General features: G+C 53.4%; 19 protein-coding genes. 10 read left to right on the top strand and 9 right to left on the bottom strand.

What is annotated here, in order from left to right; translation table 11 throughout:
- The first annotated feature begins 12 nt into the window (after positions 1–12).
- Together ACO2Q8_RS28195 and ACO2Q8_RS28190 are read left to right on the top strand one after the other, a co-directional pair.
- Complete coding sequence (locus ACO2Q8_RS28195; protein WP_423348247.1) at positions 13–954, top strand: glycosylase; 942 nt, start codon at positions 13–15, stop codon at positions 952–954.
- Between the two features lie 13 nt (positions 955–967).
- Positions 968–1951, top strand: coding sequence for a glycoside hydrolase family 43 protein (locus tag ACO2Q8_RS28190; RefSeq protein ID WP_423348246.1), 984 nt, complete (start codon positions 968–970; stop codon positions 1949–1951).
- A 110-nt stretch (positions 1952–2061) separates the two neighbouring features.
- Here the strand turns inward: ACO2Q8_RS28190 and ACO2Q8_RS28185 are convergent, their stop codons facing one another.
- Both ACO2Q8_RS28185 and ACO2Q8_RS28180 read right to left on the bottom strand, forming a co-directional pair.
- Positions 2062–2391 carry a hypothetical protein gene (locus ACO2Q8_RS28185; protein ID WP_423348245.1) on the bottom strand — a complete coding sequence of 110 codons (330 nt, stop codon included), beginning with the start codon at positions 2389–2391 and terminating at the stop codon, positions 2062–2064.
- A 77-nt stretch (positions 2392–2468) separates the two neighbouring features.
- Complete coding sequence (locus ACO2Q8_RS28180; protein ID WP_423348244.1) at positions 2469–3176, bottom strand: DsbA family oxidoreductase; 708 nt, start codon at positions 3174–3176, stop codon at positions 2469–2471.
- 212 nt (positions 3177–3388) lie between these two features.
- Between ACO2Q8_RS28180 and ACO2Q8_RS28175 the strand changes: the two genes are divergently transcribed.
- The 5 genes from ACO2Q8_RS28175 to ACO2Q8_RS28155 all read left to right on the top strand — a co-directional run bounded on the left by ACO2Q8_RS28175 (position 3389) and on the right by ACO2Q8_RS28155 (position 8733).
- The gene (locus ACO2Q8_RS28175; protein ID WP_423348243.1) at positions 3389–4735 is read left to right on the top strand and encodes a sensor histidine kinase; all 1347 of its coding nucleotides are present in this window, start codon (positions 3389–3391) and stop codon (positions 4733–4735) included.
- Positions 4732–5325: a Crp/Fnr family transcriptional regulator gene (locus ACO2Q8_RS28170; RefSeq protein WP_423348242.1), complete on the top strand. Its 594-nt coding sequence runs from the start codon at positions 4732–4734 to the stop codon at positions 5323–5325. Before ACO2Q8_RS28175 ends, ACO2Q8_RS28170 begins: the two co-directional genes overlap by 4 nt.
- An 81-nt stretch (positions 5326–5406) precedes the next feature.
- On the top strand, positions 5407–6009 hold the full coding sequence (locus ACO2Q8_RS28165; RefSeq protein WP_423348241.1) for a DinB family protein: 603 nt from the start codon (positions 5407–5409) through the stop codon (positions 6007–6009).
- An 18-nt stretch (positions 6010–6027) separates the two neighbouring features.
- Positions 6028–7344 (top strand): gluconate:H+ symporter, encoded by a 1317-nt coding sequence (locus ACO2Q8_RS28160; protein WP_423348240.1) that lies wholly within the window; start codon positions 6028–6030, stop codon positions 7342–7344.
- Between the two features lie 156 nt (positions 7345–7500).
- Positions 7501–8733: a PQQ-dependent sugar dehydrogenase gene (locus ACO2Q8_RS28155; protein WP_423348239.1), complete on the top strand. Its 1233-nt coding sequence runs from the start codon at positions 7501–7503 to the stop codon at positions 8731–8733.
- A gap of 123 nt (positions 8734–8856) precedes the next feature.
- Here ACO2Q8_RS28155 and ACO2Q8_RS28150 read toward each other — a convergent pair whose 3' ends face one another.
- Entirely contained in the window at positions 8857–9099 is a 243-nt protein-coding gene (locus tag ACO2Q8_RS28150) for a hypothetical protein (RefSeq protein WP_423348238.1), read from the bottom strand.
- Between the two features lie 83 nt (positions 9100–9182).
- A complete protein-coding gene (locus ACO2Q8_RS28145; protein WP_423348237.1) occupies positions 9183–9572 on the bottom strand; it encodes a DoxX family protein in 390 nt (129 codons plus the stop codon).
- A gap of 209 nt (positions 9573–9781) precedes the next feature.
- Between ACO2Q8_RS28145 and ACO2Q8_RS28140 the strand changes: the two genes are divergently transcribed.
- The gene (locus ACO2Q8_RS28140; RefSeq protein ID WP_423348236.1) at positions 9782–11206 is read left to right on the top strand and encodes a tetratricopeptide repeat protein; all 1425 of its coding nucleotides are present in this window, start codon (positions 9782–9784) and stop codon (positions 11204–11206) included.
- A 296-nt stretch (positions 11207–11502) separates the two neighbouring features.
- Positions 11503–12957 carry a Gfo/Idh/MocA family protein gene (locus ACO2Q8_RS28135; RefSeq protein WP_423348235.1) on the top strand — a complete coding sequence of 485 codons (1455 nt, stop codon included), beginning with the start codon at positions 11503–11505 and terminating at the stop codon, positions 12955–12957.
- 71 nt (positions 12958–13028) lie between these two features.
- Here ACO2Q8_RS28135 and ACO2Q8_RS28130 read toward each other — a convergent pair whose 3' ends face one another.
- The 3 genes from ACO2Q8_RS28130 to ACO2Q8_RS28120 all read right to left on the bottom strand — a co-directional run bounded on the left by ACO2Q8_RS28130 (position 13029) and on the right by ACO2Q8_RS28120 (position 17619).
- On the bottom strand, positions 13029–13658 hold the full coding sequence (locus ACO2Q8_RS28130; RefSeq protein WP_423348234.1) for an HAD hydrolase-like protein: 630 nt from the start codon (positions 13656–13658) through the stop codon (positions 13029–13031).
- Positions 13659–13694: 36 nt separating this feature from the next.
- Positions 13695–14981 (bottom strand): DUF2264 domain-containing protein, encoded by a 1287-nt coding sequence (locus ACO2Q8_RS28125; protein WP_423348233.1) that lies wholly within the window; start codon positions 14979–14981, stop codon positions 13695–13697.
- Between the two features lie 67 nt (positions 14982–15048).
- Positions 15049–17619, bottom strand: coding sequence for a phosphocholine-specific phospholipase C (locus ACO2Q8_RS28120; RefSeq protein ID WP_423348232.1), 2571 nt, complete (start codon positions 17617–17619; stop codon positions 15049–15051).
- A gap of 361 nt (positions 17620–17980) precedes the next feature.
- Here ACO2Q8_RS28120 and ACO2Q8_RS28115 point away from each other — a divergent pair, with 361 nt between their 5' ends.
- The gene (locus ACO2Q8_RS28115) at positions 17981–22063 is read left to right on the top strand and encodes a hybrid sensor histidine kinase/response regulator transcription factor (RefSeq protein WP_423348231.1); all 4083 of its coding nucleotides are present in this window, start codon (positions 17981–17983) and stop codon (positions 22061–22063) included.
- 514 nt (positions 22064–22577) lie between these two features.
- Here the strand turns inward: ACO2Q8_RS28115 and ACO2Q8_RS28110 are convergent.
- Together ACO2Q8_RS28110 and ACO2Q8_RS28105 are read right to left on the bottom strand one after the other, a co-directional pair.
- Complete coding sequence (locus tag ACO2Q8_RS28110; RefSeq protein WP_423348230.1) at positions 22578–22979, bottom strand: hypothetical protein; 402 nt, start codon at positions 22977–22979, stop codon at positions 22578–22580.
- A complete protein-coding gene (locus ACO2Q8_RS28105; protein ID WP_423348229.1) occupies positions 22963–23940 on the bottom strand; it encodes an NAD(P)-dependent alcohol dehydrogenase in 978 nt (325 codons plus the stop codon). The genes ACO2Q8_RS28110 and ACO2Q8_RS28105 overlap by 17 nt, the downstream gene beginning before the upstream one ends.
- Positions 23941–23958 lie beyond the last annotated feature (18 nt).

Here is a 23958-nt window from a genome sequence, read left to right as displayed (position 1 = left end):
CCTAAACCCTGTATGACAAAAAAATACCTCATTTTCCTTCTGCCCCTGTTCTGCGCGGGCTGGATGGCTTTTGAACCACCGCTAACCGGAAAACCGGTCGATCCGGATTTTCCAGACGAACTCGTTCATTTTCAGCCGCATCCGAATAACCCGGTTTTTACCGGAACCGGCATGGCAACCTGGGACCAGAAAATCCGGGAGCGGGGCTACATCCTGCGGGAAGGTAATAACTGGTTTCTGTGGTATACCGGCTACAGGAACGGAGAAGACAAAACCAAATACCTCGGTTACGCCACTTCAACGGATGGGTTGAGCTGGAAACGCTACGGAAATAATCCCATTCACACTGCCAACTGGGTGGAAGACATGGCGGTTTTAAAAGAGGGCAACACCTATTATCTTTTTGCTGAAGGGAAAGACGACATTGCCCATTTGATGACCTCGACCGACCGCATTCACTGGCAGGAGCGGGGACCGCTCGACATTCGGACTGTTGACGGAAAACCGCTCAGCAAAGGACCGTATGGGACGCCTGCGGTCTGGAAAGAAAACGATGTCTGGTATCTGTTTTACGAACGCAACGATGCGGCCGTCTGGCTGGCTACTTCGAAAGACCTGAAAGTCTGGAAAAATGTGCAGGACGAGCCGGTTCTGCAATGCGGACCGGAAGCGTACGACCAGTTTGCGGTCGCGGCCAACCAGATCATCCGGCACAAGGATAAGTATTACCTGTATTACCACGCGTCGGCATTTAAAGATTGGCGGGAATGGTCAACGAACGTAGCCGTTTCCAACGACTTGATTCACTGGACAAAATACAATCAAAATCCAATCATGGGCCAGAATACCTCCAGCGGTATTCTGGTGCCGGACGGGAAAGCCTACCGGCTGTACACCATGCATCCCGAGGTCCGGGTTTTTTTGCCGGTCAAATCTTCCAACCAACAAAACTAGTTCACTCCTTTACATGAAACGATTGATGCTTTTGGCGCTGTTGTTCAGCGCATCCTTTGCGGCATTGGCCCAGCAAAAAAAGAATAAATCCTTGTCCGGCAATCCGGTTTTTCCGGGCTGGTATGCCGATCCGGAAGGCATCATTTTCGGTAAGAATTACTGGATTTATCCGACCTATTCGGCCCCGTATAACCAGCAGGTGTTTATGGACGCCTTTTCGTCGCCCGACCTGGTAAACTGGACCAAACACCCCCGGATTATCGACACGACGGCCATAAAATGGGCCAAGCGGGCGATGTGGGCACCGGCTATTGTGGAAAAAGCCGGGAAATATTTCCTATTCTTCGGAGCCAACGACATACAGAACGACCAGGAAGTCGGCGGAATTGGGGTGGCCGTGGCCGACAAACCGTCGGGACCGTTTAAGGATCACCTGGGAAAACCGCTGATCGACCGGTTTATCAACGGCGCTCAACCCATTGACCAGTTTGTGTTTAAAGACAAAGATGGGCAGTATTACATGATTTACGGCGGCTGGCGGCATTGCAACATCGCCAAACTAAACGACGATTTCACCGGTTTTGTCCCGTTCCCGGACGGAACAACCTTCAAGGAAATCACGCCCAAGGGCTACGTGGAAGGACCGTTTATGTTCATGCGCAACGGCAAATACTACTTCATGTGGTCGGAAGGTGGCTGGACGGGGCCGAACTATTCCGTAGCCTACGCCGTGTCGGACTCGCCGTTTGGGCCGTTCGAGCGGGTCGATAAAATCCTGAAGCAGGACCCGAAGGTAGCCACCGGCGCGGGGCACCACTCTGTCATTCAGGCACCGGGGAAAGACCAGTGGTACATCGTCTACCACCGCCGTCCATTGACCGAAACCGACGGCAACCACCGCGAAACTTGCATCGACCGCATGGAGTTCGACGAGAACGGGTTGATCAAACCGGTACAGATTACCTTCGAGGGCGTCAAGGCGCAGCCGCTACGTTAGCCGCCCCGACCAACTTCGTTATTCGGTGTTCGATATTCAATGTTCGATATTATCAGATTAATTAATATCGAACATTGAATATCGAACACCGAATAACGAAATGAAAACCGTCACCGGCTGGCGGCTCGTTTCAGAATACCGCCAACAAAACTGCCCAGAAACGTTAGGATCATGGAGCCATAGAGGCAAAACAGCTCCAGTTCGCGGTCGGCGCCGGAGTCGGGTGTAGCCGTAAAAAAGGTGTATCCCATCCAAAGGCTGACGGCCTGCAAAACCGCCAGCAGCCAGCCTTTCCGGGGCTCCAGAAAACCGATGATGACTGCCGAAATGGCCGCCAACAGATACGGCCAGTGAACCACATCTGTCCATTTGATAACCCACAGCAACATGGCGCTGTTAGCCAGAATGATAACCGCATTGAGGGCTAGCCGACGGTCCAAAAACGGAGCTGGAGCGTAGGAGTTACCAGGTGCAGAGGATTTCGATGAATCAGTCATGGCGGGCATTTTTTGCAAAATTACGCACAATCACCGTCCGGTGTACAAACCGGTCCGTCAATCGTAACCGGTTCTCCGGCCGGATTCGCTGCCTGCCATTCGCCAAACGATTTATGCAAAGCGCCGAGGAACGTTTCGGGGGCCTGAGCACCGGAGACGGCGTATTTCTGGTTGAAGACGAAAAACGGGACGCCGGTCACGCCGATTTGCCGGGCTTCCTGAATGTCACGTTTCACTTCGGTCGTATAGGCACTGCTGGTCAGCACCTGACGAACTTCCTCTGCCGGAAGACCAATGTCCGTTCCAAGTTGCAGCAGGGTTTCGTGATCGGCCGTGTTCAATCCTTCGGTGAAGTAAGCTTTGAATAACCGTTCTTCCAGGGCATCGCCCTGGTCGTATTTTTTGGCGAGTTGTACCAGCCGGTGGGCGTCGAACGAGTTAGCGACGACGGCTTTGTCAAAATCATAGTCCAGGCCAACTTCCTTCGCCATGTTGGTTACATAATCGTTCATTTGCCGGGCGTAACCCAGCGTCCAGCCTTTTACTTCGGCCAGGTACTCCGTCACGCTTTTGTCCGGATCAGTCACCTGACTGGGGTTAAGTTGGAAGCTTTTCCAGACAATTTCAATCGAATCCTTTTGCGGGAACTGAGCCAGCGCGGCTTCAAATTTCCGTTTTCCAATGTAACAGAACGGACACATCACGTCCGACCAGATTTCTACTTTCATACTGAGCTACGTGTCTAATTTTCGGAATCCGGGCCGCCCGGGGGAGGCCGGTATTGACCGAAAGAAAAATGTTGTTACACCAATAAGGAATTCGGGTCTAAATTGGTTCGGTCGGAGGAGGGTCGGCACGGAGCAAACAGGTTTGGATGCTTTTTCGTACCTTTACTTCCATCCTCCGCTGAAGATGTGTTAATGGCACCCTTACCCCTGACATGACCTACGAAGCCTTGTCTCCTCTTTTCTGGGGGATGGTACTGGCGATGTTCCTGGCCAACTCCATCCAGTGGTTCATGTATCGGGAGCGGATTTATGGCCTTTACACCATTTATACCCTCGTTTGGGCCTTTTACTTCGTCATCAACCATTTTCAGTTACCGACCAACCTGGGTAACTTTTACAAGCTGTCGTCCTACGTTGGCTACATTCTGTACCTCGAACTGGCGAAACTGTTCCTGAACCTGCGCGAACGGCCCCGGTTTTTGCGGTGGGTGGTCATTGTTCAGTGGATGCAGGCGTTTTATTGTATCGTCAAAACGTATATCTACCTTTTTACGGATTTCTGGCAGACGCCCTTACACCACATTCTGCTGCAACCCATCCGGTTTGCCATGCTGGCAGTAGGCGGTTACATCGTTTACTCGTTTTTCCGCTCGAAGGATGTGGTGGCCCGTTTTTTCGTGGCCGGTACGGCATCGTTGCTCATCAATCATTCCATCACCGCGGCTCTGTTGCTGCATTCTCCGGATCTGAGTCTGTCGCTGCCATTCTGGAAACATCCCGATTTGTACTTGCAGGCCGGTGTCGTAATCGACCTGATTTTCTTTTCCCTGGGCATCTCGTACCGGCATCGTCGCGAAGCGGTTCGGAAGGCGGTTGTGGAAAAAGACCTGGAACGGGAGCGGGAGCAGCGGCACCGCGAACACCTCGAAGCCGATCTGGCCTTACAGCGGATGCAGCAGGAAAAGACTGAGGTGCAGATGCGGGCGCTGCAAAGCCAGGTCAACCCGCATTTTCTGTTCAACGGCCTGAACACGCTTTCTTCGCTGATCGACGAAAGTCCCCGGCAGGCCAGCGAGTTCGTCGATGAGTTGTCGAACGTCTACCGGTATCTGTTGCGGAGTAACGAAAACGAGCTGGTGACGCTCAGCGACGAACTGCGGTTTATTCGGTCGTATTTTCACCTGTTGCAAACCCGGTTTGGGTCGAGCATTCAGTTGAAGCTTTCGATTGACCCACCGTATCACGAGTACCTGCTGCCACCGTTGACGCTGCAATTACTGGTTGAGAATGCCGTCAAACACAACATCGTGATGCCCGAACAGCCGCTTTCCATTCACATCCGGACTACCAATCCGGACTTGCTGATTGTCGAGAACAACCTGCAACGGAAAAACCTGCGCATCGAATCGAACGGAGTCGGCCTGTCGAATATCGAGCACAAATACCGGCTGTTGAACCAGCCCACTCCGCTCGTGGGGGAAGCCGATGGCTGGTTTCAGGTGATTCTGACGTTGCTGAACCAACCGCAGACGCAGTTAGCCAACCCGCAAAAGGCATGAGGGAACGGGAACTGGCGTTGAATCGGCTGAAACGGGCGGCTTTTGCGGGTCTTGAACCCTCTGAAACCGAATGGCAGGCGTTTGCGTCCTGCTGGCATCCGGTCGAATACCGGCGCAAAACCGTGTTGACTGCGGCCGGAGAGATCGAACGCTACCTTTATTTTGTGCTCGACGGGGTGCAGCGGGCCTATTACCTGGGCGATGGCAAGCGGGACGCCACGCTGATTTTTTCCTACGCCGATTCCATGTCGGGCATCATTGACTCCTTTCAACTGCAACAACCATCGCGGTATTATCTCGAAACGCTGACTGCCAGCCGGTTGCTCCGGATTTCGTACCCGGATTTTGACCGACTACTGGCGACCTTTCCGACGCTCGAACGCTGGGGGCGGCTGGGCACGGCGACTGCCATGTCGGGGCTGATGGAGCGCTACATTGAACTGATGACGTACAGCGCCGAGGAAAAATTCCGGATTCTGCTGACCCGTAGTCCGCACGTGCTGCAACTGATCCCGCACAAGTACCTGGCTTCCTACCTCGGTCTTGATCCGACCACGTTCAGCAAACTGCTGGCATCCGTGAAACTGTAGTCGGACACACAGAATCTTGGTCTGGCCCAAGATTATTCCGGCCACAGCCGCGTAGGTTTGCATCAGAAGAACCAGAAAACCATGCCAACTTTTGATACAAACGTGCTGCTCGAACAATTGGCCGCCGAAACCCGGGAACTGATTCAGGTGGTTCAGGGAGAATTTAATAGCTTGACGGACCGGGAGTTAAACCGCCAGCCTTCGCCGGACCGCTGGAGCGTGGCGCAGTGTCTCGAACACCTCAACAGCTACGGGACGTATTACCTTCCGAGACTCGAAAACGCCATTCAGGAAGGGGCACAAAAGGGAAGTCGGCCTGCGGCCCGGTTTCGGAGCGGTTGGCTGGGCAATTATTTCACCAACTCGATGCGTCCCAACGATGATGGTTCCATTGGAATGAAGTCGAAAGCTGTGAAAAACCATACCCCGGCTTCAGACCTGGATGCAAGGGCCGTGTTGTGGGTGTTTCTCGATCAACAGAATCAGATAATCGCTCTGCTTGAGGAGGCAAAACGAGTCGACATTCAGGAACTTAGAGTGCCAATTTCAATCGCCCGGTTTGTCCGGTTGTCGGTGGGCGATACGTTCCGGTTTTTACTTGCGCACGAACAACGGCACGTGTTGCAGGCCCGAAAAGTGGCCCGGATCTTGTTTCCTGATTCAAAATTGTTCGTTGAATTGTAATATTTTTTATGTTTGGTGATGCTCCTAACCATCACCTTTCTCGCCATCCTGGCCCTGATCGGGCTCATCTCCCTTGTCCGCTTACATACTTTCCTGGCATTTCTGGCGGTTTCGCTGGGCGTTGGCCTGGCGCTGGGCCTAAAACCGCTGGCCATTCTGGATTCCATTCAGAAGGGCATCGGCGGTACGCTCGGTTCCATTACGGCCATCATTGCGCTGGGGGCCATGCTGGGGAAACTGGTCGCCCAAAGCGGGGCCGCTCAGCGGATCGCCATTCAATTGATGGAGTTGGTCGGGACGCGGCACGCCCGCTGGGCGTTTCTGGTCACCGGTTTTATTGTCGGCTTACCGCTTTTCTACTCGGTCGGTTTTCTGCTGCTGGCCCCGCTGGTCATCACGGTTTCGTACCGCTACAAACTACCGGCTCTGTACCTGGGATTGCCCATGCTGGCGTCGTTGTCGGTCACGCAGGGCTATTTGCCACCCCACCCGGCTCCGCTGGCAATTCTGAAACAGTTCAACGCCGACATGGGACTGACACTCTTCTACGGCATCATCGTTTCGATTCCGGCCATTCTGATTTCCGGCGCGTTGTTTGGGGCCACCGTAAAACGCTACACCACGCCCGCCAACCCGGCGTTCATTGCCCCCGACCTGCGCGAAGATCAGATGCCCTCGGCCGCGACCAGCTTTCTGACGGTTTTGCTGCCCATTTTACTCATTGGCCTCAGCACCTTCTGTAGCTCGCTGTTGCCAGAAGGGCCGCTGGTTCAGCAGGTCATCGTGTTTGCGGGCGAACCGGTGGTGAGCATGTTCCTTTCGGTTTTAGTGGCGATGTATACGCTGGGCGTCCGACGGGGAAAAACCGTCCCAGAGGTGACGGTTCTATTCGGCGATGCGATCAAGGATGTAGCGATGCTGTTCCTGATTTTTGGCGGGGCCGGGGCGCTGAAGCAGGTGCTGACCGACGGCGGGGTGAGCGAATCGATCGCCGGGATGATGAAAGACTCGACCCTGCATCCGTACGTGCTGGCCTGGGGCATGGCCGCGCTGATCCGGGTCTGCACGGGCTCCTCGACGGTTTCGGGCATTACGACGGCCGGTTTTGTCGCGCCCATGCTAGCCGCAACCGGTGTCGAACCCAACCTGATGGTGTTAAGCATCGGCGCGGGCAGCATGATGTTTTCGCACGTCAACGATACCGGTTTCTGGTTGTTTCGGGAATACTTTCAACTGTCGATGGCCGACACGCTCAAAACCTGGTCGGTGATGGAAACGCTGGTGTCGGTGACGGGGCTGCTGGGGGTCATGGCGTTAAGTTATGTACTGAGTTAAGGTGTTGAGCCCATTTTATCACTTCACAAACTTTTTCGGAACCAACCCGTTGGGAGCGGGTTAAGCAACCGGTTTGGGAAAGCGTATCGGGATCGGCAACGGCACCGCAGCCGTACCGAGCGAATTTCACGCAACGTTTACTTTCGATCCGGTTTTATGAAAAAACAACCCGTTACTTCTCTCCTGATGGGGCTGGCGACTGCCGCTGCCTTAAGCTCCTGTTCCAAAGATCATCAGATTGATGCCAAAGTACCCGAAACCAACAAAGAACCTACCTCGGCCAGTATTCAGGGCAACGTGTTCGAACCGGCCCTGGTCGATGCCACCGACGAGCGGGTGGCTCAGTTGAAACTGCCAGCCGGTTTCCGGATTGCCAAGTTCGCCGACCAACTCGAAAAACCCCGGATGCTGACGGTCAGCGAGTCAGGGCATGTGTACGTCACGAGTCGCCAGGCGGGTACGGTGACGCTTTTGCGGGATACAAACGCCGATGGAAAAGCCGACCAGAAGCAGGTGGTAGCCAACATAAAAGCCGTGCATGGATTGACGATTCACGACGGAAAAATGTACCTGGTGGCCGTTAAGGAACTCTACCGAGCCGACATCAATTCGGACGGAACGCTCGGTACACCCCAGCAACTGATCAATGATTTGCCGGACGGCGGCCAGCACCCCAACCGAACCATCGATTTCGGCCCGGATGGTTTGCTTTACATTACGGTGGGCAGCACCTGCAACGCCTGCGCCGAACCGAATGCCGAACACGCGACGATTCTGCGGGCCAATCCCGACGGTAGCGGACGGATCATTTACGCCAGCGGACTGCGAAACACCATTGGCTTCGACTGGCACCCGCAAACCCAGGCGCTGTACGGTTTTGACCACGGCATCGACTGGCTGGGCGACGAGCAGCAGAAGGAGGAACTCAACCAGATCAAACAGGGCGGTTTTTACGGCTGGCCGTACATCTACGCCGATGGTAACTACAACCCGCATCCCCGACCAATGGGCGATACGACTTACGCGGAGATTCTGGCCAAAACGACCTTGCCTGAGCACCTGTACGAAGCCCATGCCGCGCCGATGGGCCTGATTTTCTATACGGGTTCGGGGGCTACCAACGGTTTTCCGGCGGAATACCAGAACGATGCGTTTGCCACCATGCGCGGTTCGTGGAACCGGATGCGGCCGTCGGGCTATAAGGTGGTGCGGGTTCATTTCGAGAACGGGAAACCCGCCCGCGTCGACGATTTCGTGACCGGTTTTCTGGTGAACAACAACCAGGCGCAGTTTGGCCGCCCGGTGGGGATTACCACCATGCCGGATGGTTCGCTGCTGTTTACGGACGATAACAACGGGGTGATTTACCGGGTCAGTTACCAGCAATAACAGGCATAATCCGGAATTGATTTTATGTTGCAAAAGGGGCCGGTTTTTAAAACCGGTCCCTTTTGCCATCTGGCAAATATCGTTCACCAATTCATTTAAACGAAAATCAATGGTAGTCGAGTCTTACTTTTTCACTGATTCCATCGCTTTCCCCTGAGCGATCAGTTCGCGGTACGTGAAGTGTTCGTTCGGCACATTCCGAAGCTGGTTGGCAACGGTGGCCCGAATCAGTGCTGATCGGTTTTCAAGATCAATCTCGTTCGCAATCACTTCGACCGACTTTTGCCGGTCGTATTTTTTATTCAGAGGATCACAACTGAATAAGGTACAGGACAGGAGCGTAAGGCCAATAAAACGCAGGTTCATGCTGGAAAGCGTTAATTAACGCTTCCTTTTCCTCAAAACAAATGCCAGTTTGTATGGCTAAGTATTCAAAAAACGATGTTTTCTCAAAGATTATCGGTGCTTTTCAATGCCCAGTATACCAGTACCGGCTGGAAGAAAAGACGTAAAAACCGTTTTCGGTCGGTGTCCAGCCCAAAGGCATTCCGACGATTGACATACTGGGAAATATTCCCCGGAAAAACCGCGGTAAAAAAACCGGCTGTTACTTGCCCAATGGTTTGCTGGGTTGCTTCCGACGCCAACACCAGGCTGCTCCCCAGCGCTATTTCTACAATGCCGGAATAAATTACGGTATCGTCAACGGGCAACGGAACCCAATCCGGCACCTGGGCTTTGAATTCTTTTCGGGCAAATGTCAAATGGCTGATTCCGGCAAAGACCAGACTAGCCCCCAACCCGATTCGGGCGGCTTTTTTTACGATTTTTTCGTTCATGCTGTCAAAACGGTTTTCTAACGTAATCAATCCCCGGCATTTTTGTTTCAGCAGGTGAAAATGTCTATCAGATGATGGGGAAAATTATTGCCCGGAGGCTGATAGTTAGAAAACAAAGAGAGAAAAAAATACGCTTTTGGCAATCGTTTTGAAGCACTCGTTCGTACGTATAGGGCAGGGAGCAGTTCCAGGAAACTGATTACTTGCGTATGAAACGATTCTTTTCTCTGTTCTACTTTTTAATACTATCTGTTTCAGTGGGTTGGGCACAAAAAGCGGCTGGCGTCGGGGAGGCTATTCGGTACATCAAACTGGCGAATACGCTGCGGGCACTGGACAAACCGCAGGATGCGATTAACCTGCTGGAACGGGCTTTGCCAGCCGTTCGGGGCCAAAACCGGTATTGGGAAGCCGTGGCCTGCGAACTGCTGGGTTTAGCCCATTATGAAAACAACAACACCGAGCATGCCGAGTATTACCTGAAAATTGCTCGGAGTCGCTACGAAAAAATGCGCTATGTGGCCAGCGCCTGGGGCGTCAACGAGCTGATTCGCGAGATTTCGGGCAAAAACCTGTATGCCGGTATTCAGTTCGGCGCGTCGGAAGTCCGGCTGGCGATTTTCAAAACGCGCTACGAAAGCGATTTTTACGAAAAAGACATCAAAACCAAATTCGAAGTGCCGAACGTCACGTTTGTGGCCGATGCTTCAAATTCTCTGAAAGCCGGACAGGATGCGCTGAAAATTTGCCTGGATACCATCAATCGGTACAACATTCCGAACGAGCGAATCTTTATCGTATTCAGCAACGAAATGAAGGAAGGATTGGCAAAAACCCCGGCTACCCGAAAGAGGCTCTATGAGCAGTTGTCGCGGACGCTGCCCGCCGGAAACCTGCGCATCGACACAACTCTCTCCGTGGATCGGGAAGCCGAACTGTTTACGATAGGTTCCATCCCCCGGAAAGTCTGGTCGACCACCTCCTCTCTGTACATTGGCAGTGATGCCAGTACTGGCGGTTATTTTGACCCGGACAAAACCTTTCACCCCGTGGAAACTCCGGTGGGTATCAATACTCTTGTAAATAGGATTGAAAGAAAGGGCACCCTGTCGGCCGACGCTTTCAAAAAAGAATCCCAGCGGGTTGTTAAAGCCGTAGCCGATACCGCCCTTACCCGTCGGTTTGCCGCCGGTAACCCTGGCTTGCAGCAACGGCGGACAGTGGGTTTAGGCGGAGAGGTAGCCTGGGCCTTGGTAACTTACCTTCATCCCGAAAAAACGGGCCTTACGGCGGTGGCGATTTCGTCGGATGATGTGGAGCGGTTTAAACGGCTCGTGCTGGACGATTACAAAGCCCTGACCCATCCGGATCTGAAAGTCATTACCGATCCCGGTCTGCGTAGCCGGGCCGAACAGGAGATCCGCACCGTGCGCGATCAGGTGGGTGAAAAACAGCTCATCGCCGGTGCTTTGTGGCTGGATGCCATTATGAAAGCCTATTCCACACCATCGGCTCCCAAACGATTTGTTTTTATTCGTAATTCCGACATTGGCTGGGTGACCGGTAAATTTCTGGAAACCATCAGCGGGGAATACGAATCGACCATCGCGAAAGGAGCCTTGTATACACGATAATGACGAGTAGAGGTTGAGAGTGGTTTTTTAGTAGTCAGGCACCCTTGCGTACATGCAGACGCAGGGGTGCTTTTTTGTAAGATACGCAGTAAAGAAAGCTATTTTAAAAAATATTAATATTGTATCGACGGCCGGAAAAGGTCCAATTCGCCTGAATAGCTTTGTCTTACAGGGTTTACGGTATTTTCTTTAGCCTGTTTTGCCAACGGACCTCCCTGATGATCTATAGCATTTAAGCAAGGTTTAAAGTACCTTTAACCAGTTAATGTTCGATTCGTTTATTTCCGATAAACCCTATGCAATCTTCCCGTCGCGATTTCGTCAAGGGGCTGACGGCGGCTTCGGCGCTGCTGGCTACCCAAAGTGTCGCCAAACCTTTTCACATCATCCGGGATCTGAAAAAAATCAGCCCGAACGACAAAATCCGGATTGCCACCATCGGCATGGGCATCCAGGGCAATTACGACACCCAGGCGGCCCTGCGCAACCCGGAGGTGGAACTGGTGGCCGTCGCCGATCTGTATTCCGGGCGGCTTGAACACGCGCGAACCGCCTTTGGGCAGCAACTGTTCACCACCCGCGACTACCGAGAAATCCTGGCTCGGCCGGATGTCGATGCGGTTTTGGTCGTCACGCCTGACCACTGGCACGATCACATCACCATTGCGGCCCTGAAAGCCGGGAAGCACGTTTACTGCGAAAAACCGATGGTGCAGCACCTGAACGAAGGCAAGGCCGTCATCGATGCCTGGAAAAAATCGGGAAAAACGATGCAGGTGGGTAGCCAGCGGATCAGCAGCGCGTCTTTTCAGGAAGCCAAACGGCTGATCCAAGCGGGTGAGATTGGGGCTATTAACTACATTGAATCGAACAACGACCGGTTTAACGCCATTGGGGCCTGGAATTATTCTGTTCCTCCCGATGCCTCGCCCCAAACCGTCGACTGGGATCGCTTCCTGGGCGATGCACCTAAGCGGCCATTCGACCCGATCCGGTTTTTCCGCTGGCGAAATTTCAAAGATTACGGCACGGGCGTGGCGGGTGACCTCTTTGTTCACCTCATCACGGGTGTGCATTACGTGACCAATACGCTCGGCCCGACGCGGATTTATTCGTCCGGCAACCTGGCGTACTGGAAGGAGCATCGCGATGTGCCCGATGTGATGACAAGCATCATGGATTATCCGAAAACCGAGCAGCACGAAGCGTTCCAGATGGTTCTGCGGGTGAATTTTGCCAACGCGGGCAAGATCAGCAACGTGACGCGGATCATCGGCAATGAGGGGACGGTCGAATTTTCGGAGAACAACCTGATTCTGACTAAGAAAAAGCTGCCGATTGCGCCGGGCTACGGCAATTACGACAGTTTCTTTACGTTTACGGAAGACGTACAGAAGAAATTTGTGGAGGAATACGACGCCAAGTATCCGCCCGAAACCCGCAAGGCTGAACCCGTGAAGGAAGTAAAGTTCGAAGCGCCGAAGGACGACGATGCACACGCCAAACACTTCGGCGACTTCTTCGCCAATGTCCGGGCCGGAAGCCAGGGCACCATTGAAGACCCGGTATTCGGGTTCCGCGCGGCCGCACCGGTTTTGGCCTGCAACGAAAGTTATTTCGAGAATAAGGTCATACACTGGGATCCGGTAACGATGACTCAGAAAAACCCGGCCGCTCCGAAACCTAAAGCTTCGCCAGGCAAGAAACCGAATCCGGCGAAAAAAGCCGTAACGGTGGCGAAGAAGTCCTAATACAAAATAGCCAGATACTTCAAAAACCCGGTTGTAAAGCCGGGTTTTTCGGATTTGAGCAAATCAGGCATCTAACCCCAACACGCTCTGGCAATATCCTCGACGGAATAAAAAACTGCAATTCCGGGCTGATTTTCGAATACATCGGCGCGGGTGTAGCCCCATGCAACTGCTCCGAAGGCCATCCCGGATTTTTCGGCCGCTTCCTGATCCCGCATTTCATCGCCGACACACAGAACCTCGTGCGGTTTCAGTCCCAGGCTGGTCATGGCCTTTTTGAACTTGTGCTGTTTGCCAAACAGCGAAGTTCCGCAACCGTAGTAGGTGATCAGGGAAGCGGTTTCGGGACCAAGAACCCGGCGGATGTTTTGTTCCGAATTCGAACTGACAATAGCGATCCGTACGCCCTGAGTCGTCAGTTTTTTGATGAGGTCAGCTATTCCGGTAAATAACGGAATCTGCCCGATATCCCGGCCCATCATGCGAATGAAAGCGTTGGCAATCAGCGGGACTTTCCAGGCCGGTATCCGTGAGTTTTTAAGCAATTGCCGGGCATCCATGCCGCGCATCTGATCAACTTTGACCGGATCAATGGGCGGAAAATGATAGGTTTCCGCCAGGATGTTGACCGTGCTCATAAAGTAAGGGAACGAATCGGCCAGGGTGCCGTCAAAATCGAAAATAACCAGTTTGTATTTCATCCAAGGGTAGGATTCATGGGTGTTGATTTCCAGCCATCAGTCTTTGGCGTGTCGGATCGGAATATTCTCACCTTTCCAGAGCCGTCGGGTAGTCCAATCCTGGTCGGGGCCGGTCCAGAAAGGATCGGTAGCGGGTAGGCCCAGCATCAAAAAGGCTTCGGCACAAAGGTACAGGCTGCCCGTTGAGATGTAATTTTCACCCACGAGCGGCTGGTGGCCAACCAGTCCAATCTGCAGCCAGCCGGTTTTGTCGAAGGTTCCCGGCGCTTCGACCTGCCGTTTGATCACCGCATACAAAGCTGCCCGGACCTGCTGCGGGGCCAGCCCCTCCGGCAGGGTTTTCATTAAGGCGATCTGCGACAGCAACTGAAACGCGCCGAACCGGTAGGCCAGCGACCGGCCCAGGGGCGGGTACGTGCCCTCGGGTGAAATCAGGCTTTCCAGCACTTCGGCGTAACGTTGGGCGCGGCTCAGGACGGTTTCGTACTCTTTCTTGACGGATGGGCTGGGGGCTTCTTCCGAGAGCGTTTTCAACACATCGAGCAGCATGGGCTGGATGACGAAGCTGTTGTAATAATCCCAGTGAAAATTCGGGCCGTCGCCGTAAGCGCCGTCACCTTTGTACCATAACTGATGTGATTTCAGGGCATAGTCGATCCGCATCCGGTCGCAGGAACCTTCAAATTTTAGCAAGGCCGCTTCCACTTCGGCGCTGAACAGCAGCCAGTTGTTGTAGCCGGGCGTAATGACCCGCGTTGATTTCAGGGCAGCAAGTATATTGGCTTTCGCACTGGCGTCCAGCCGGTTCCAGAGTTGATTAGGTGCCCGTAACAGGCCCTGCGCCAGAAAAGCCGCATCGACCAGCGGCTGACCGCCCTTCGTGAAATTCATAAAATCCGGCGACTTCGGATCCGTCGCGTTGCGCAGGCACAGCAGCGTCAGGTTGATGTACTTTTGGCGTAGCTGGCCCTCGGGGGTGGCATCCGGTCCGAGTTCGAGCCAGGGAGCGATCCCGGCCAGCAGCCGACCGAAGGCTTCCAAATGCGAATAGTCCCGGCGATTATCGGAGGAGGCTTCGACGGGCATCGTCTGCCGCAAACGGTTCTGACTGAGCGACACCAGAACCGGGTCGGCAATTTTAACCAGTGTCTGGACCAGGTATTCGCGTTCGGCCTTGGCTGGATCGGTTGAGGGTTGGGCCAAAACCGGGGTTGACAAAGCCAGAAGAAGAACGACCAGAACGGACGTGAAAAGCCGTTCTGATCGGAACGTGCGTTGAAAAAAAGTGCGGTTTTGGGCTGAGCCAGCGTTCGACGGTCTCATACGAAAAGGAGGGGCAGGGTTACGATTGACGGCGCATATTACGGCACATTCAACGTTTTTCCTACGCTCAAACCAGTTCGCCCCCCATTGCCGGGTCCGTAAAGCTGTCCAGGCCGGTTTCGACGCGTCCTGCGTAGCGATATTCAAAAGCCGTGTGGCCCGTTACTTTGACGCTGAAATCGTACCAGCCAAAACTCTTGCCCAGATCCAGCACCAGACTCGCCCGGCCACCTTTCGGAATGGTTTTCGACTGGTCGGGGGCTTTGTAGGCATTATCCCGAATTTCAACCGTAAGGGCGTTGGCTTTGTCCAGGTTGATCAACGTAAGTTCGACCGAACCCGTGAGCGACTTCGATTTGGGTGCCTTGCGCTGGTAATCAACTACTACTTCCAGTTGCGGGTCGTTGGCGTCGCCGATAAACTCCCGGAAGAACCCGTTGGGGCCATGCACGCGAAACTGGTAGGTCTGGTTTTCAAAGTCGCCGAGCTTCCACGCATCGGTCAGGCTGTCACCGGCCGATACGGCATAATCCCGCACCTGAACGTTCCGCACCGGTTTCTCGGCTTCTGACTCGTAATTGTCCAGCGCATAAACCACAAATGGCGAACCGGCCGACCGGGCTTCAAATACCTCGTTTTTCGCCTGGAACGTGATGTCAAAGGATTGTTTATCAGCATTCAGCTTCCCATCGGCGTATAACTGGTAGGGCAGGGCACACGACGCCCGAACGCCTTTTTCCTGTTTCGGCAGCAACGGCGACGACACACCCGATCGCTTGATCTGTTCAATTTCGGCTTTGGTCAGCTTACGATAGCCCGACGGCAATTCCTTGAACTTCGCTTTGTGAATGGTTTCGACAAATTCATTTTTTTCGACAAAAGCCGGTAGCGGTATTTTCTCGCCTTTATAGGGTCGGAACACTGAGGTCAGATCCCCGCAAACTGTCCGACGCCAGGCGCTGATGTTGGATTCTTCGACTTTCTTACCGGTTTTTTTGCTTAAATAAACCTCCAGGAACCGCAGAATGGACGTGTGATCGAACACCTCCGACGAGATCTTGCCACCCCGGCTCCAGGGCGAAGCAATGACGAGCGGCACGCGGTAACCGAGTCCGATGGGCCCCGAGCGGGCGTCTTTTTTCGGATCGCTCACTTTTCGCTGCAATTCCTGCTCCATGAAGACATACTCGACACTGGTATCGATGCCCTTCGACACCCGGCCGGTTTCGGGTTTGTCGGGATGCGGGGCCACAAAGGGCGGAACGTGGTCGAAATAACCGTCGTTTTCGTCGTAACACAGAATGAAAATTGTCTTTTTCCAGACCTCCGGATTCTGGGTCAGGATGTCGAGCATTTCCGAAATATACCAGGCCCCGTACCAGGCCGCGCCGGGGTGGTCCGAGAAGTTTTCGGGGGCCACCACCCACGAAACCGTCGGCAGGTTACGGTTTTTAACGTCTTCCCGGAACTGGTGCAGCACATCGCCTTTCGGGATTTCTACTTCACGCTCCGTGGTTCCGTCGTGGTATTTCAGCGAGGTCAGCGAGTGGTAGTTTGGGTCGTTTTTATTGGTAGTAAAGGCTTTTTCGTGCAGGTTTTTCGAGCGTTGGGACAATTTCTCAAACTTTTCCCGACTCCATTTTTCGCGGTGTTCCCGGCTGGTTTTCAACTCGGCTTCCTTACGGGCCAGACTCTTCTTCAGCAAATCGGTTTCCGCGCCAGTTTCGGGTAATGTTTTCAATTTGTCAGTAAGCTCCTGAATTTCAGTCGGAAGTGCTTCGATTCGCTGGTGGAGGTAACGTTGGTAGGCTTCTGAAAAACCGACGTTGTATTGCTCAAACCACTCAATCGGGTTATCGGTGAAGTTGGCCAGCCAGCCTTCCTCTTCCCCCGTAAACCCGACGGGCAGGCTCAGTTCGTTCTGGTAAATTCGCCACGAAATACCCTGATCCTCCAGCCGTTCGGGGAAAGTCGTCCAGCGGGCGTTGTCGCCGTAATCCACGTCCTCGTTCCGGACATTGGCCTTCGACGAACGCTCGGGTTTTTCACGGATGGTACCGGTCCAGAGGTACAGGCGGTTGGGCGTCGTGCCGGTCAGCGATGAACAGAAATTCTGGTCGCAAACCGTGAACGCATCGGCCAGGGCGTAGTAAAACGGGATGTCTTCCCGGTTGTAGTAGCCCATTGTCAGGGGCATTTTGGCGTATTCCTTGTTGCCTGACTTCTTGGAATCCAGCCATTTATCGTATTTCCCGTTGTTGCGGGCGTCCACCTGGTTCGTCCAGGAGTGGGGGAGCGAACTCATCCAGGTCGCTTTGGTGTCTTTCAGATTCAACCGGAACGGTGCGTAGGTTTCACCGGCCGCATTGCTCTGGAGCCAGACCGGGTTTTTGTTGGGCAAGGTGATGGCCCGGGGGTCATTGAAGCCCCGAACACCCTGAAGCGCACCGTAGCAGTGATCGAAGGAGCGGTTTTCCTGCATCAGGATCACGATGTGTTCAGCATCCAGAAACGTGCTGCCCGGTTTAGGGTCGATGGCCAGGGCTTTCTGAATCGATTCGGGCAGGCCCTGGAACAGGCTGGTGCCGCTGGCCAGGAGGGCGGCTTTTTTAAGAAACTCTCTGCGGGTGTCGGTCATGACGGAGGGCAAAAAGGTGGATCAGTAAAGTTACTTTACTTTACTCCGTTTCGCCAAAAAAAGGCCCTAAGTTAACAGAATAATAACGTTTTAGCTTGGGTTGTTACACAGTGTTTATCAGGGAGCATCAGAGGTTATCAGGGGTTTATCAGGGTACCTCTGAGGTTCCCTGATAAACACTGTGTAACAACTAGCTGAACTACTCGCTATCTTCAATATAACAGACAGATTTTGTGCTACCAGACGGTGCTCGAAAGAAAACCACTTAGTCTGATAAATTGACGTTTTTTGAATAGATTACACTCAACTTTCATCGGTTTCTTCCTAAATTACGTATGTTTCTGCTAAAATCTGTTTTAGAATGCGCTTGCTATTGGGGTTGATGCTGTTGTCATTCACATTGCTGGCTCAGCCGAAAGGCTGGCGGGAAATTACTATTTCCAATGGGCTTTCGCAGGGGATGGTATTTGATCTGAAACAGGACCGAAACGGATTCATCTGGATTGCAACCAAAGATGGCCTGAATCGGTACGATGGACACAATTTTACTGTTTTTACCCATGATCCCTACAATTCCAATAGTCTATCTGACAATTACTGTACAGCCCTGCTGCTTGATCGGAACGGACGTTTGTGGGTTGGAACCCACAATCAGGGATTGAATCTTTTTGACGACCGCACCCGGCGGTTTTACCACATTACGATCAGCGATGGAGCCGACACCAATGCAGGGAATTATGAAATTAATCACCTGACGGAGGACCCCGAAGGGAACATCTGGGTCGGGACCAATACCGGCAAACTGTTTCGAATAGCATTACCCGCCAGCCTGGACACTGGTTTCCCGAAGGCGTCGAACTTTACGACAAAGGTCCGGATTACATCGGTTACGCTCAGGCAAACTCAATCCGGTGATTACATTCGTGACCTTCAGTTCAGATCGGATGGCCGGGCGTTTGTTGGCACCCAATATGCCATTTCGGAATTTGACTGGAAACGGCCAGGGCACGGAGGGGTACAAACCCGGTTTTCGGCCGGAAAAACTGACTTTCACGATGTATACTCGTTGCCGGAGCAGGATCTCTGGATTGCCTGTACCAGCAGCCAGATCTTGTGTTGGTACCAGGGGAAAAAGAAAACCATTGCCTTACCAAGACGGGATTATTTTGGCGTAAAAATCAGCGCGATCGATGCCAGGACAATCGCAATTGCCACCCCCGATCACTTGTGGCTGCTGTCACCAAAGGAACTATGGCAACAGGATAGTCTGACCGCCCGCCGGGCGTATGTGGCCTTACCACCCAACATTGCGACGATTACCAGTCTGCTCAAAGATCGGGCCGGTTTGGTCTGGGCCGGAACCAGCGGCTACGGTTTGCGGACGTTCAACCCCCAGATCAAGGAATTCCGGGCTTATTTGCCGTATACTTCCCTATCGCAGATTTATGTCGACCGGCAGAACCGTGTTTATATTCGCTACCAGTATGCTTATGACCGGCTCGACCGTAACAACAACCGCCGGGTTTCCTTTCTGAACCCGGCGTTGCCAGCGGCCGACCGGCGGCAACGCTATCTGTTTCAGGATCGTCAGGGAAATTTCTGGGTGTCCAGCACGCATTTTCAAACACACGAACACCGGCTTTTCAAGTTTTCGGAGGATTGGCAGTTGCTCAAGAAATACGCCTTGCCAGCTTCGGTTTCCTTTGGTTTTTTTGGCAACCAAACCCTTGAAGCCCCCGATGGTACACTTTGGATTGGAGCTGCCAATGGACATTTACTGCGGTTTAACCCCAGAACCGAGACCTTTCAGATTTACCAGTACCAGCACCTGCTGCCGCAACAGGGGGCCGGAATTGAAACCTATGCGATGCAATTTGATCCGGATGGTACGCTTTGGGTAGGTACCCCGGCCGGACTCGTCATTGTTCGGAATAGTCTGAGCCGACCGGAGTTTTCGATTTATAAAAACGACGCTAAAGACCGCCAGAGCCTGAGTAACAATTTTGTGTCGTGCCTGCTGGCTGACCCTGCCGAACCGGGTCGTTTCCTGTGGATCGGAACGAAAGGCGGAGGGCTGGAGCGGCTGGACAAACGAACGGGACGGTTTACGCATTTTAATGAAACACAGGGGTTGCCAAACCGGGTCGTTTACGGAATACTGCCCGACCAATCGGGAAACCTCTGGGTGAGTACCAACCGGGGGCTGGCCCAGTTCAATCCGAAAACCGGTCAGCTTCGGGCATACACAAAGGAGGATGGTTTACAGGATGATGAATTCAACACAGGCGCGTTTTTTAAAGCCGCATCGGGGGAGTTGTTTTTTGGCGGAATCAACGGTCTGACGGCCTTTTGGCCCGGTGAAGTAGGCAATCAGGTACGTCAAAAACCGCGTTTGAACATTATCGGACTGAAAATCAATAACGAAGCCATTGAGGCAGGGCACTCCGGGTCGGTTTTGCCGCAAAGTATTGAATACAGCCAGCGGATCGATCTGGCGCATGATCAGAATTTGGTAACGCTTGAATTTGGGTTGATGGAGTATGCCAATCCGGCCCGTCACCGGTATCGCTACCGGCTTTCGGGGATCGATCAGGACTGGGTAGAAGCCGGTTCAAACCGTTTTGCCAATTACGCACACCTGCCCGACGGCGATTACAGATTTACCGTAATGGGGTCGGCTAATGGTGAAGTCTGGAGTGCGCCCGTGGATTTACGGATTCGGATACATCCGCCTTTCTACCGAAGCTGGTGGGCTTATCTGGTGTATGCCGGGCTACTGGGGGTGGTCATTTGGCAGGTATATCGCTTCCAAACTCAACGGTTTCTGCTGCAGCAACAGGTGGTGTTCGAAAAACGGGAAGCACTGCGACTGGCCGAGCTGGATACCCTGAAGACCCAGTTTTTTACCAATATCTCCCACGAACTTCGGACACCGTTGACGCTCATTCTGGGGCCAATCGAACAACTGGCACAAGAATATGCCAGAGACGATCGGTTTCCGATGCTGCAACGAAACGCCCGGCGACTCCTTCGCCTGACCAACCAGCTTCTGGATCTGAGTAAGCTGGAAGCCGGGCAACTCCGTCCCGAACCCCGATCGGGTGATCTGGCGGTTTTTTTTCGCACCATTGCCGGTTCGTTTCGGTCGCTGGCCGAAGAGCGACACATCCGGTTCCAGTTTGACCAGAACCAGGCAGAGTGGTGGGCATATTTCGACCCCGATCACCTGGAAACCATTGTGACCAATCTGTTGTCTAATGCGTTCAAATTTACGCCGGCTCAGCATGACGTTCGGTTGATCGTTCGGTATCCGGTGCTACAGGCGGACGCGGGCCTGGTTCTGGAAGTTCAGGATACCGGGATTGGGATCGCGCCCGGACACCTCGATCATATCTTCAATCGATTTTATCAGATCGAAGATAACGCCCGGTTTGCCTATACGGGAACAGGCATCGGGCTGGCGCTGGTCAGTGAGCTGGTGCGTGTTCAGGAGGGTTCGATTGAGGTCAGCAGTGCTGAGGGTGTTGGCACGACTTTCACGGTGAAACTACCCTTGCTGGCGGTTTCTGGCGACCAGACTGCAAACGGCGTTGCTTTCCCATCGGATTCTGTTGGGAAGGAACAGCCTGTCGGATTGGAAATGGGAGAGAGCAGGGTGCATGAACCGGAGAGTGAAACAGTAACCGATGCCGACGATCTGCTCCTGATCATTGACGATAATGCCGATATACGGGCGTATGTCCGGAGCATTTTCGAAAGTGAATACCGCGTGCTGGAGGCTTCCGACGGACAGGAGGGGCTGGAAAAAGCTACTGCCACCCTGCCCAGTCTGGTAATTTGTGATTTGATGATGCCCCGGCTGGATGGCTACGCCTTTTGCCGGATGCTGAAAGCCCAGGAGGCCACCAGTCATATTCCGGTGGTGGTGCTGACGGCGCGGGCGCAGGTGGCCGATCGCATCGAAGGCTTTGAACAGGGAGCGGATGATTTCCTGACCAAGCCGTTTCTACCATCGGAAATTCGGGTGCGGGTGCGAAATCTGATCCGGAACCAAAATCGGTTGCGGACTTATTTCAGCGGTCAAGAACGCGATGTTCGGATTGTCGTTGAACCGGAAAAGCGTCAGGAGGAAGTCTTTCTGCAAAAAGTGCGGGCCGTGATCGATCGACACCTGGGCGAAAGTGCCTTTAGCGTCGAACAACTCAGTCAGGAAATAAACCTGAGCCAGCGGCAACTGGTTCGCAAACTAAAAGCCCTAACCGACCAGACGGCCGTTGAGTTTATCCGGAATCACCGGCTGGAACAGGCGGCTCTGTATTTGCGGCAAAATGATCAAACGATCTCGGAAATAGCCTTCCGGGTCGGCTTTGAGAGCGTATCGTATTTTACGAAAATGTTTCAGGAAAAATTTGGACAACTTCCTTCGGCCTACTCCCGGATTTAACTTCATTTCCATTCCAGAAGCCCCATTTTAACCCAATTAAGCCGATTTTGGTAAAAATGAGACAAAGTTTGTCGAATATGGAGTAAAAAGTTTAGCGTAGGCTTGACAGATTTGTGCAGCAGCATTCTGCTTCTCTGTTCACTCAATTCGTACACTAAGCTATGAAGACGCACGACGTGGTTTTGCCGTTATCCGGTTTCATCCGACCTTGTTTCGCACCCGTTCGATTCGTTATCGGGGTTCTACTCCTGGTTTCTCTGACGACATTTTCGCTGCGAATAACCGTCGCTCACTTCCGGATGTTGGGGTTCGGTCCGACCACGAGTCGATTTATCTGCGATAGCTATTTGCACAGCCGGTTTTCTGAGAAGAGCATCAGGCCAATTCGTATGCCCAATCCCCAGTTCCGGACAACCGCAGGACCGCAGTTACCCTGGCATCCTGATCAGGATGGATCCGCCCACAACCACCGGATGTTAGCCTGAGGCAACTTCTGCCGAGCGACTTGACGGGTTTACTTTGCTTTCTCTGTTTTTGGCTTTAACAACCCCCGGGCAATGGGTTCCGGCTTTGATTTGGGGTCGGCGTAGCGCAGCAGCGTGGCCGTCGGAAACTCGGCTTTGGGCGATTTGTTAACCAGCAACTGATACGATCGGGTGCCGATCACGAGGTTGTAGTACTGCATTCCGTCGGATTCCTGCGGAAGTCCCCAATTGGCAACGGGTTCTTTCGCCAGCAGGGTTTCATCTTCCTTCGACAAAGCCGCGTAAGTGGTGTCGGTCTGAAACTGTTTGTTGGTAATGCCTTCGATCGTCGTCACAACGGCCGCTGGGGCCGTCGGGGCGGTTTTCGATTGCGCCAGAACCGAAATTCCTGGCAGCAGCAGAAGGCCAAGCAAATTAAGATACGTTTTCATGGATTTCAGGAGTTACAACTTCAATCACTAATTTCCCTTTGACATGACCGGCTTCGCTGTCGCCATGCGCCAGCGCCAGTTCTTCCAGGCGGTACGTACGTTCGATGACGGGCAGCAGTTTGCCATCGGCTACCTGTTTTAACAGCCAATTCATCTGATCCTGGTTGAATGTGAACAGCAATGACTCCGCTTTCTGACCGGAGAAGGTCGTCAACGCCTGTTCCAGCACCTGTTTCGGCGAAGGAATTGTCGTAATGTAATGGCCGGTTTCGGTTAGAATGGGACGGCATTCGTCGTAAGAACTTTTACCTACGGCGTCGAAAACGACATCATACCGTTCCAGGCTCTTCGTAAAATCAGCAACGGAATAATCAATTACCTGCTCTGCGCCTAATTGCAGGGCAAGGGGCACCCCGTCCGAACTGCACACGGCGGTTACTTGAGAGCCCATCAACCTGGCAATCTGGATGGCAAAGGTGCCAACACCCCCGGTCGCGCCGTTGATCAGCACCCGGTCGCCGGGCCGAATTTTGGCTTTATCGAGCAGGGCCTGTAAAGCGGTTCCGGCCGCCACCGGCATGGCGGCTGCCTGCGCAAAACTGACTTCGTCGGGCAATTTGACCACATTGGTGTCTTTGGCTACAGCATATTCAGCATACCCTCCGCCTTCGGGCCCCAGGGAGGCCACTACCCGGTCGCCGGGCTGGACATTTTTGACCATCAGACCCACCGCTTCGACTACTCCGGCGCATTCCACACCCAGAATCTTCGGGAAATTACCCGATAAAATCAGCTTTAAACCGCCTTCGCGCACCTTTGTATCAACCGGATTGACACTGGCCGCGTGGACGCGGATCAGTACCCGGTGTGGATCGTCGATGTGGTCGACAGTTGGCATCGGCACTTCCTGCACATGCAGTTCGGTGCGTTCGCCGTATCGTTGGATAACAGCAGCTTTCATAGCGTTGAGTTGAGTAGA

Source organism: Larkinella sp. VNQ87 (assembly GCF_049445795.1).
Classification (GTDB): domain Bacteria; phylum Bacteroidota; class Bacteroidia; order Cytophagales; family Spirosomataceae; genus Larkinella.
Note: the sequence above shows the minus strand (reverse complement) of the source record. Positions and strands in the feature narration are given on the sequence as shown.

Excerpts from the sequence above, each read along its gene's own strand:
- ACO2Q8_RS28195 (WP_423348247.1), top strand. The coding sequence starts at position 13 with ATGACAAAAAAATACCTCATTTTCCTTCTGCCCCTGTTCTGCGCGGGC.
- ACO2Q8_RS28190 (WP_423348246.1), top strand. The coding sequence starts at position 968 with ATGAAACGATTGATGCTTTTGGCGCTGTTGTTCAGCGCATCCTTTGCG.
- ACO2Q8_RS28180 (WP_423348244.1), bottom strand. The coding sequence starts at position 3,176 with ATGAAAGTAGAAATCTGGTCGGACGTGATGTGTCCGTTCTGTTACATT.
- ACO2Q8_RS28175 (WP_423348243.1), top strand. The coding sequence starts at position 3,389 with ATGACCTACGAAGCCTTGTCTCCTCTTTTCTGGGGGATGGTACTGGCG.
- ACO2Q8_RS28170 (WP_423348242.1), top strand. The coding sequence starts at position 4,732 with ATGAGGGAACGGGAACTGGCGTTGAATCGGCTGAAACGGGCGGCTTTT.
- ACO2Q8_RS28165 (WP_423348241.1), top strand. The coding sequence starts at position 5,407 with ATGCCAACTTTTGATACAAACGTGCTGCTCGAACAATTGGCCGCCGAA.
- ACO2Q8_RS28160 (WP_423348240.1), top strand. The coding sequence starts at position 6,028 with ATGCTCCTAACCATCACCTTTCTCGCCATCCTGGCCCTGATCGGGCTC.
- ACO2Q8_RS28155 (WP_423348239.1), top strand. The coding sequence starts at position 7,501 with ATGAAAAAACAACCCGTTACTTCTCTCCTGATGGGGCTGGCGACTGCC.
- ACO2Q8_RS28150 (WP_423348238.1), bottom strand. The coding sequence starts at position 9,099 with ATGAACCTGCGTTTTATTGGCCTTACGCTCCTGTCCTGTACCTTATTC.
- ACO2Q8_RS28145 (WP_423348237.1), bottom strand. The coding sequence starts at position 9,572 with ATGAACGAAAAAATCGTAAAAAAAGCCGCCCGAATCGGGTTGGGGGCT.
- ACO2Q8_RS28140 (WP_423348236.1), top strand. The coding sequence starts at position 9,782 with ATGAAACGATTCTTTTCTCTGTTCTACTTTTTAATACTATCTGTTTCA.
- ACO2Q8_RS28135 (WP_423348235.1), top strand. The coding sequence starts at position 11,503 with ATGCAATCTTCCCGTCGCGATTTCGTCAAGGGGCTGACGGCGGCTTCG.
- ACO2Q8_RS28130 (WP_423348234.1), bottom strand. The coding sequence starts at position 13,658 with ATGAAATACAAACTGGTTATTTTCGATTTTGACGGCACCCTGGCCGAT.
- ACO2Q8_RS28125 (WP_423348233.1), bottom strand. The coding sequence starts at position 14,981 with ATGAGACCGTCGAACGCTGGCTCAGCCCAAAACCGCACTTTTTTTCAA.
- ACO2Q8_RS28120 (WP_423348232.1), bottom strand. The coding sequence starts at position 17,619 with ATGACCGACACCCGCAGAGAGTTTCTTAAAAAAGCCGCCCTCCTGGCC.
- ACO2Q8_RS28115 (WP_423348231.1), top strand. The coding sequence starts at position 17,981 with ATGCGCTTGCTATTGGGGTTGATGCTGTTGTCATTCACATTGCTGGCT.
- ACO2Q8_RS28110 (WP_423348230.1), bottom strand. The coding sequence starts at position 22,979 with ATGAAAACGTATCTTAATTTGCTTGGCCTTCTGCTGCTGCCAGGAATT.
- ACO2Q8_RS28105 (WP_423348229.1), bottom strand. The coding sequence starts at position 23,940 with ATGAAAGCTGCTGTTATCCAACGATACGGCGAACGCACCGAACTGCAT.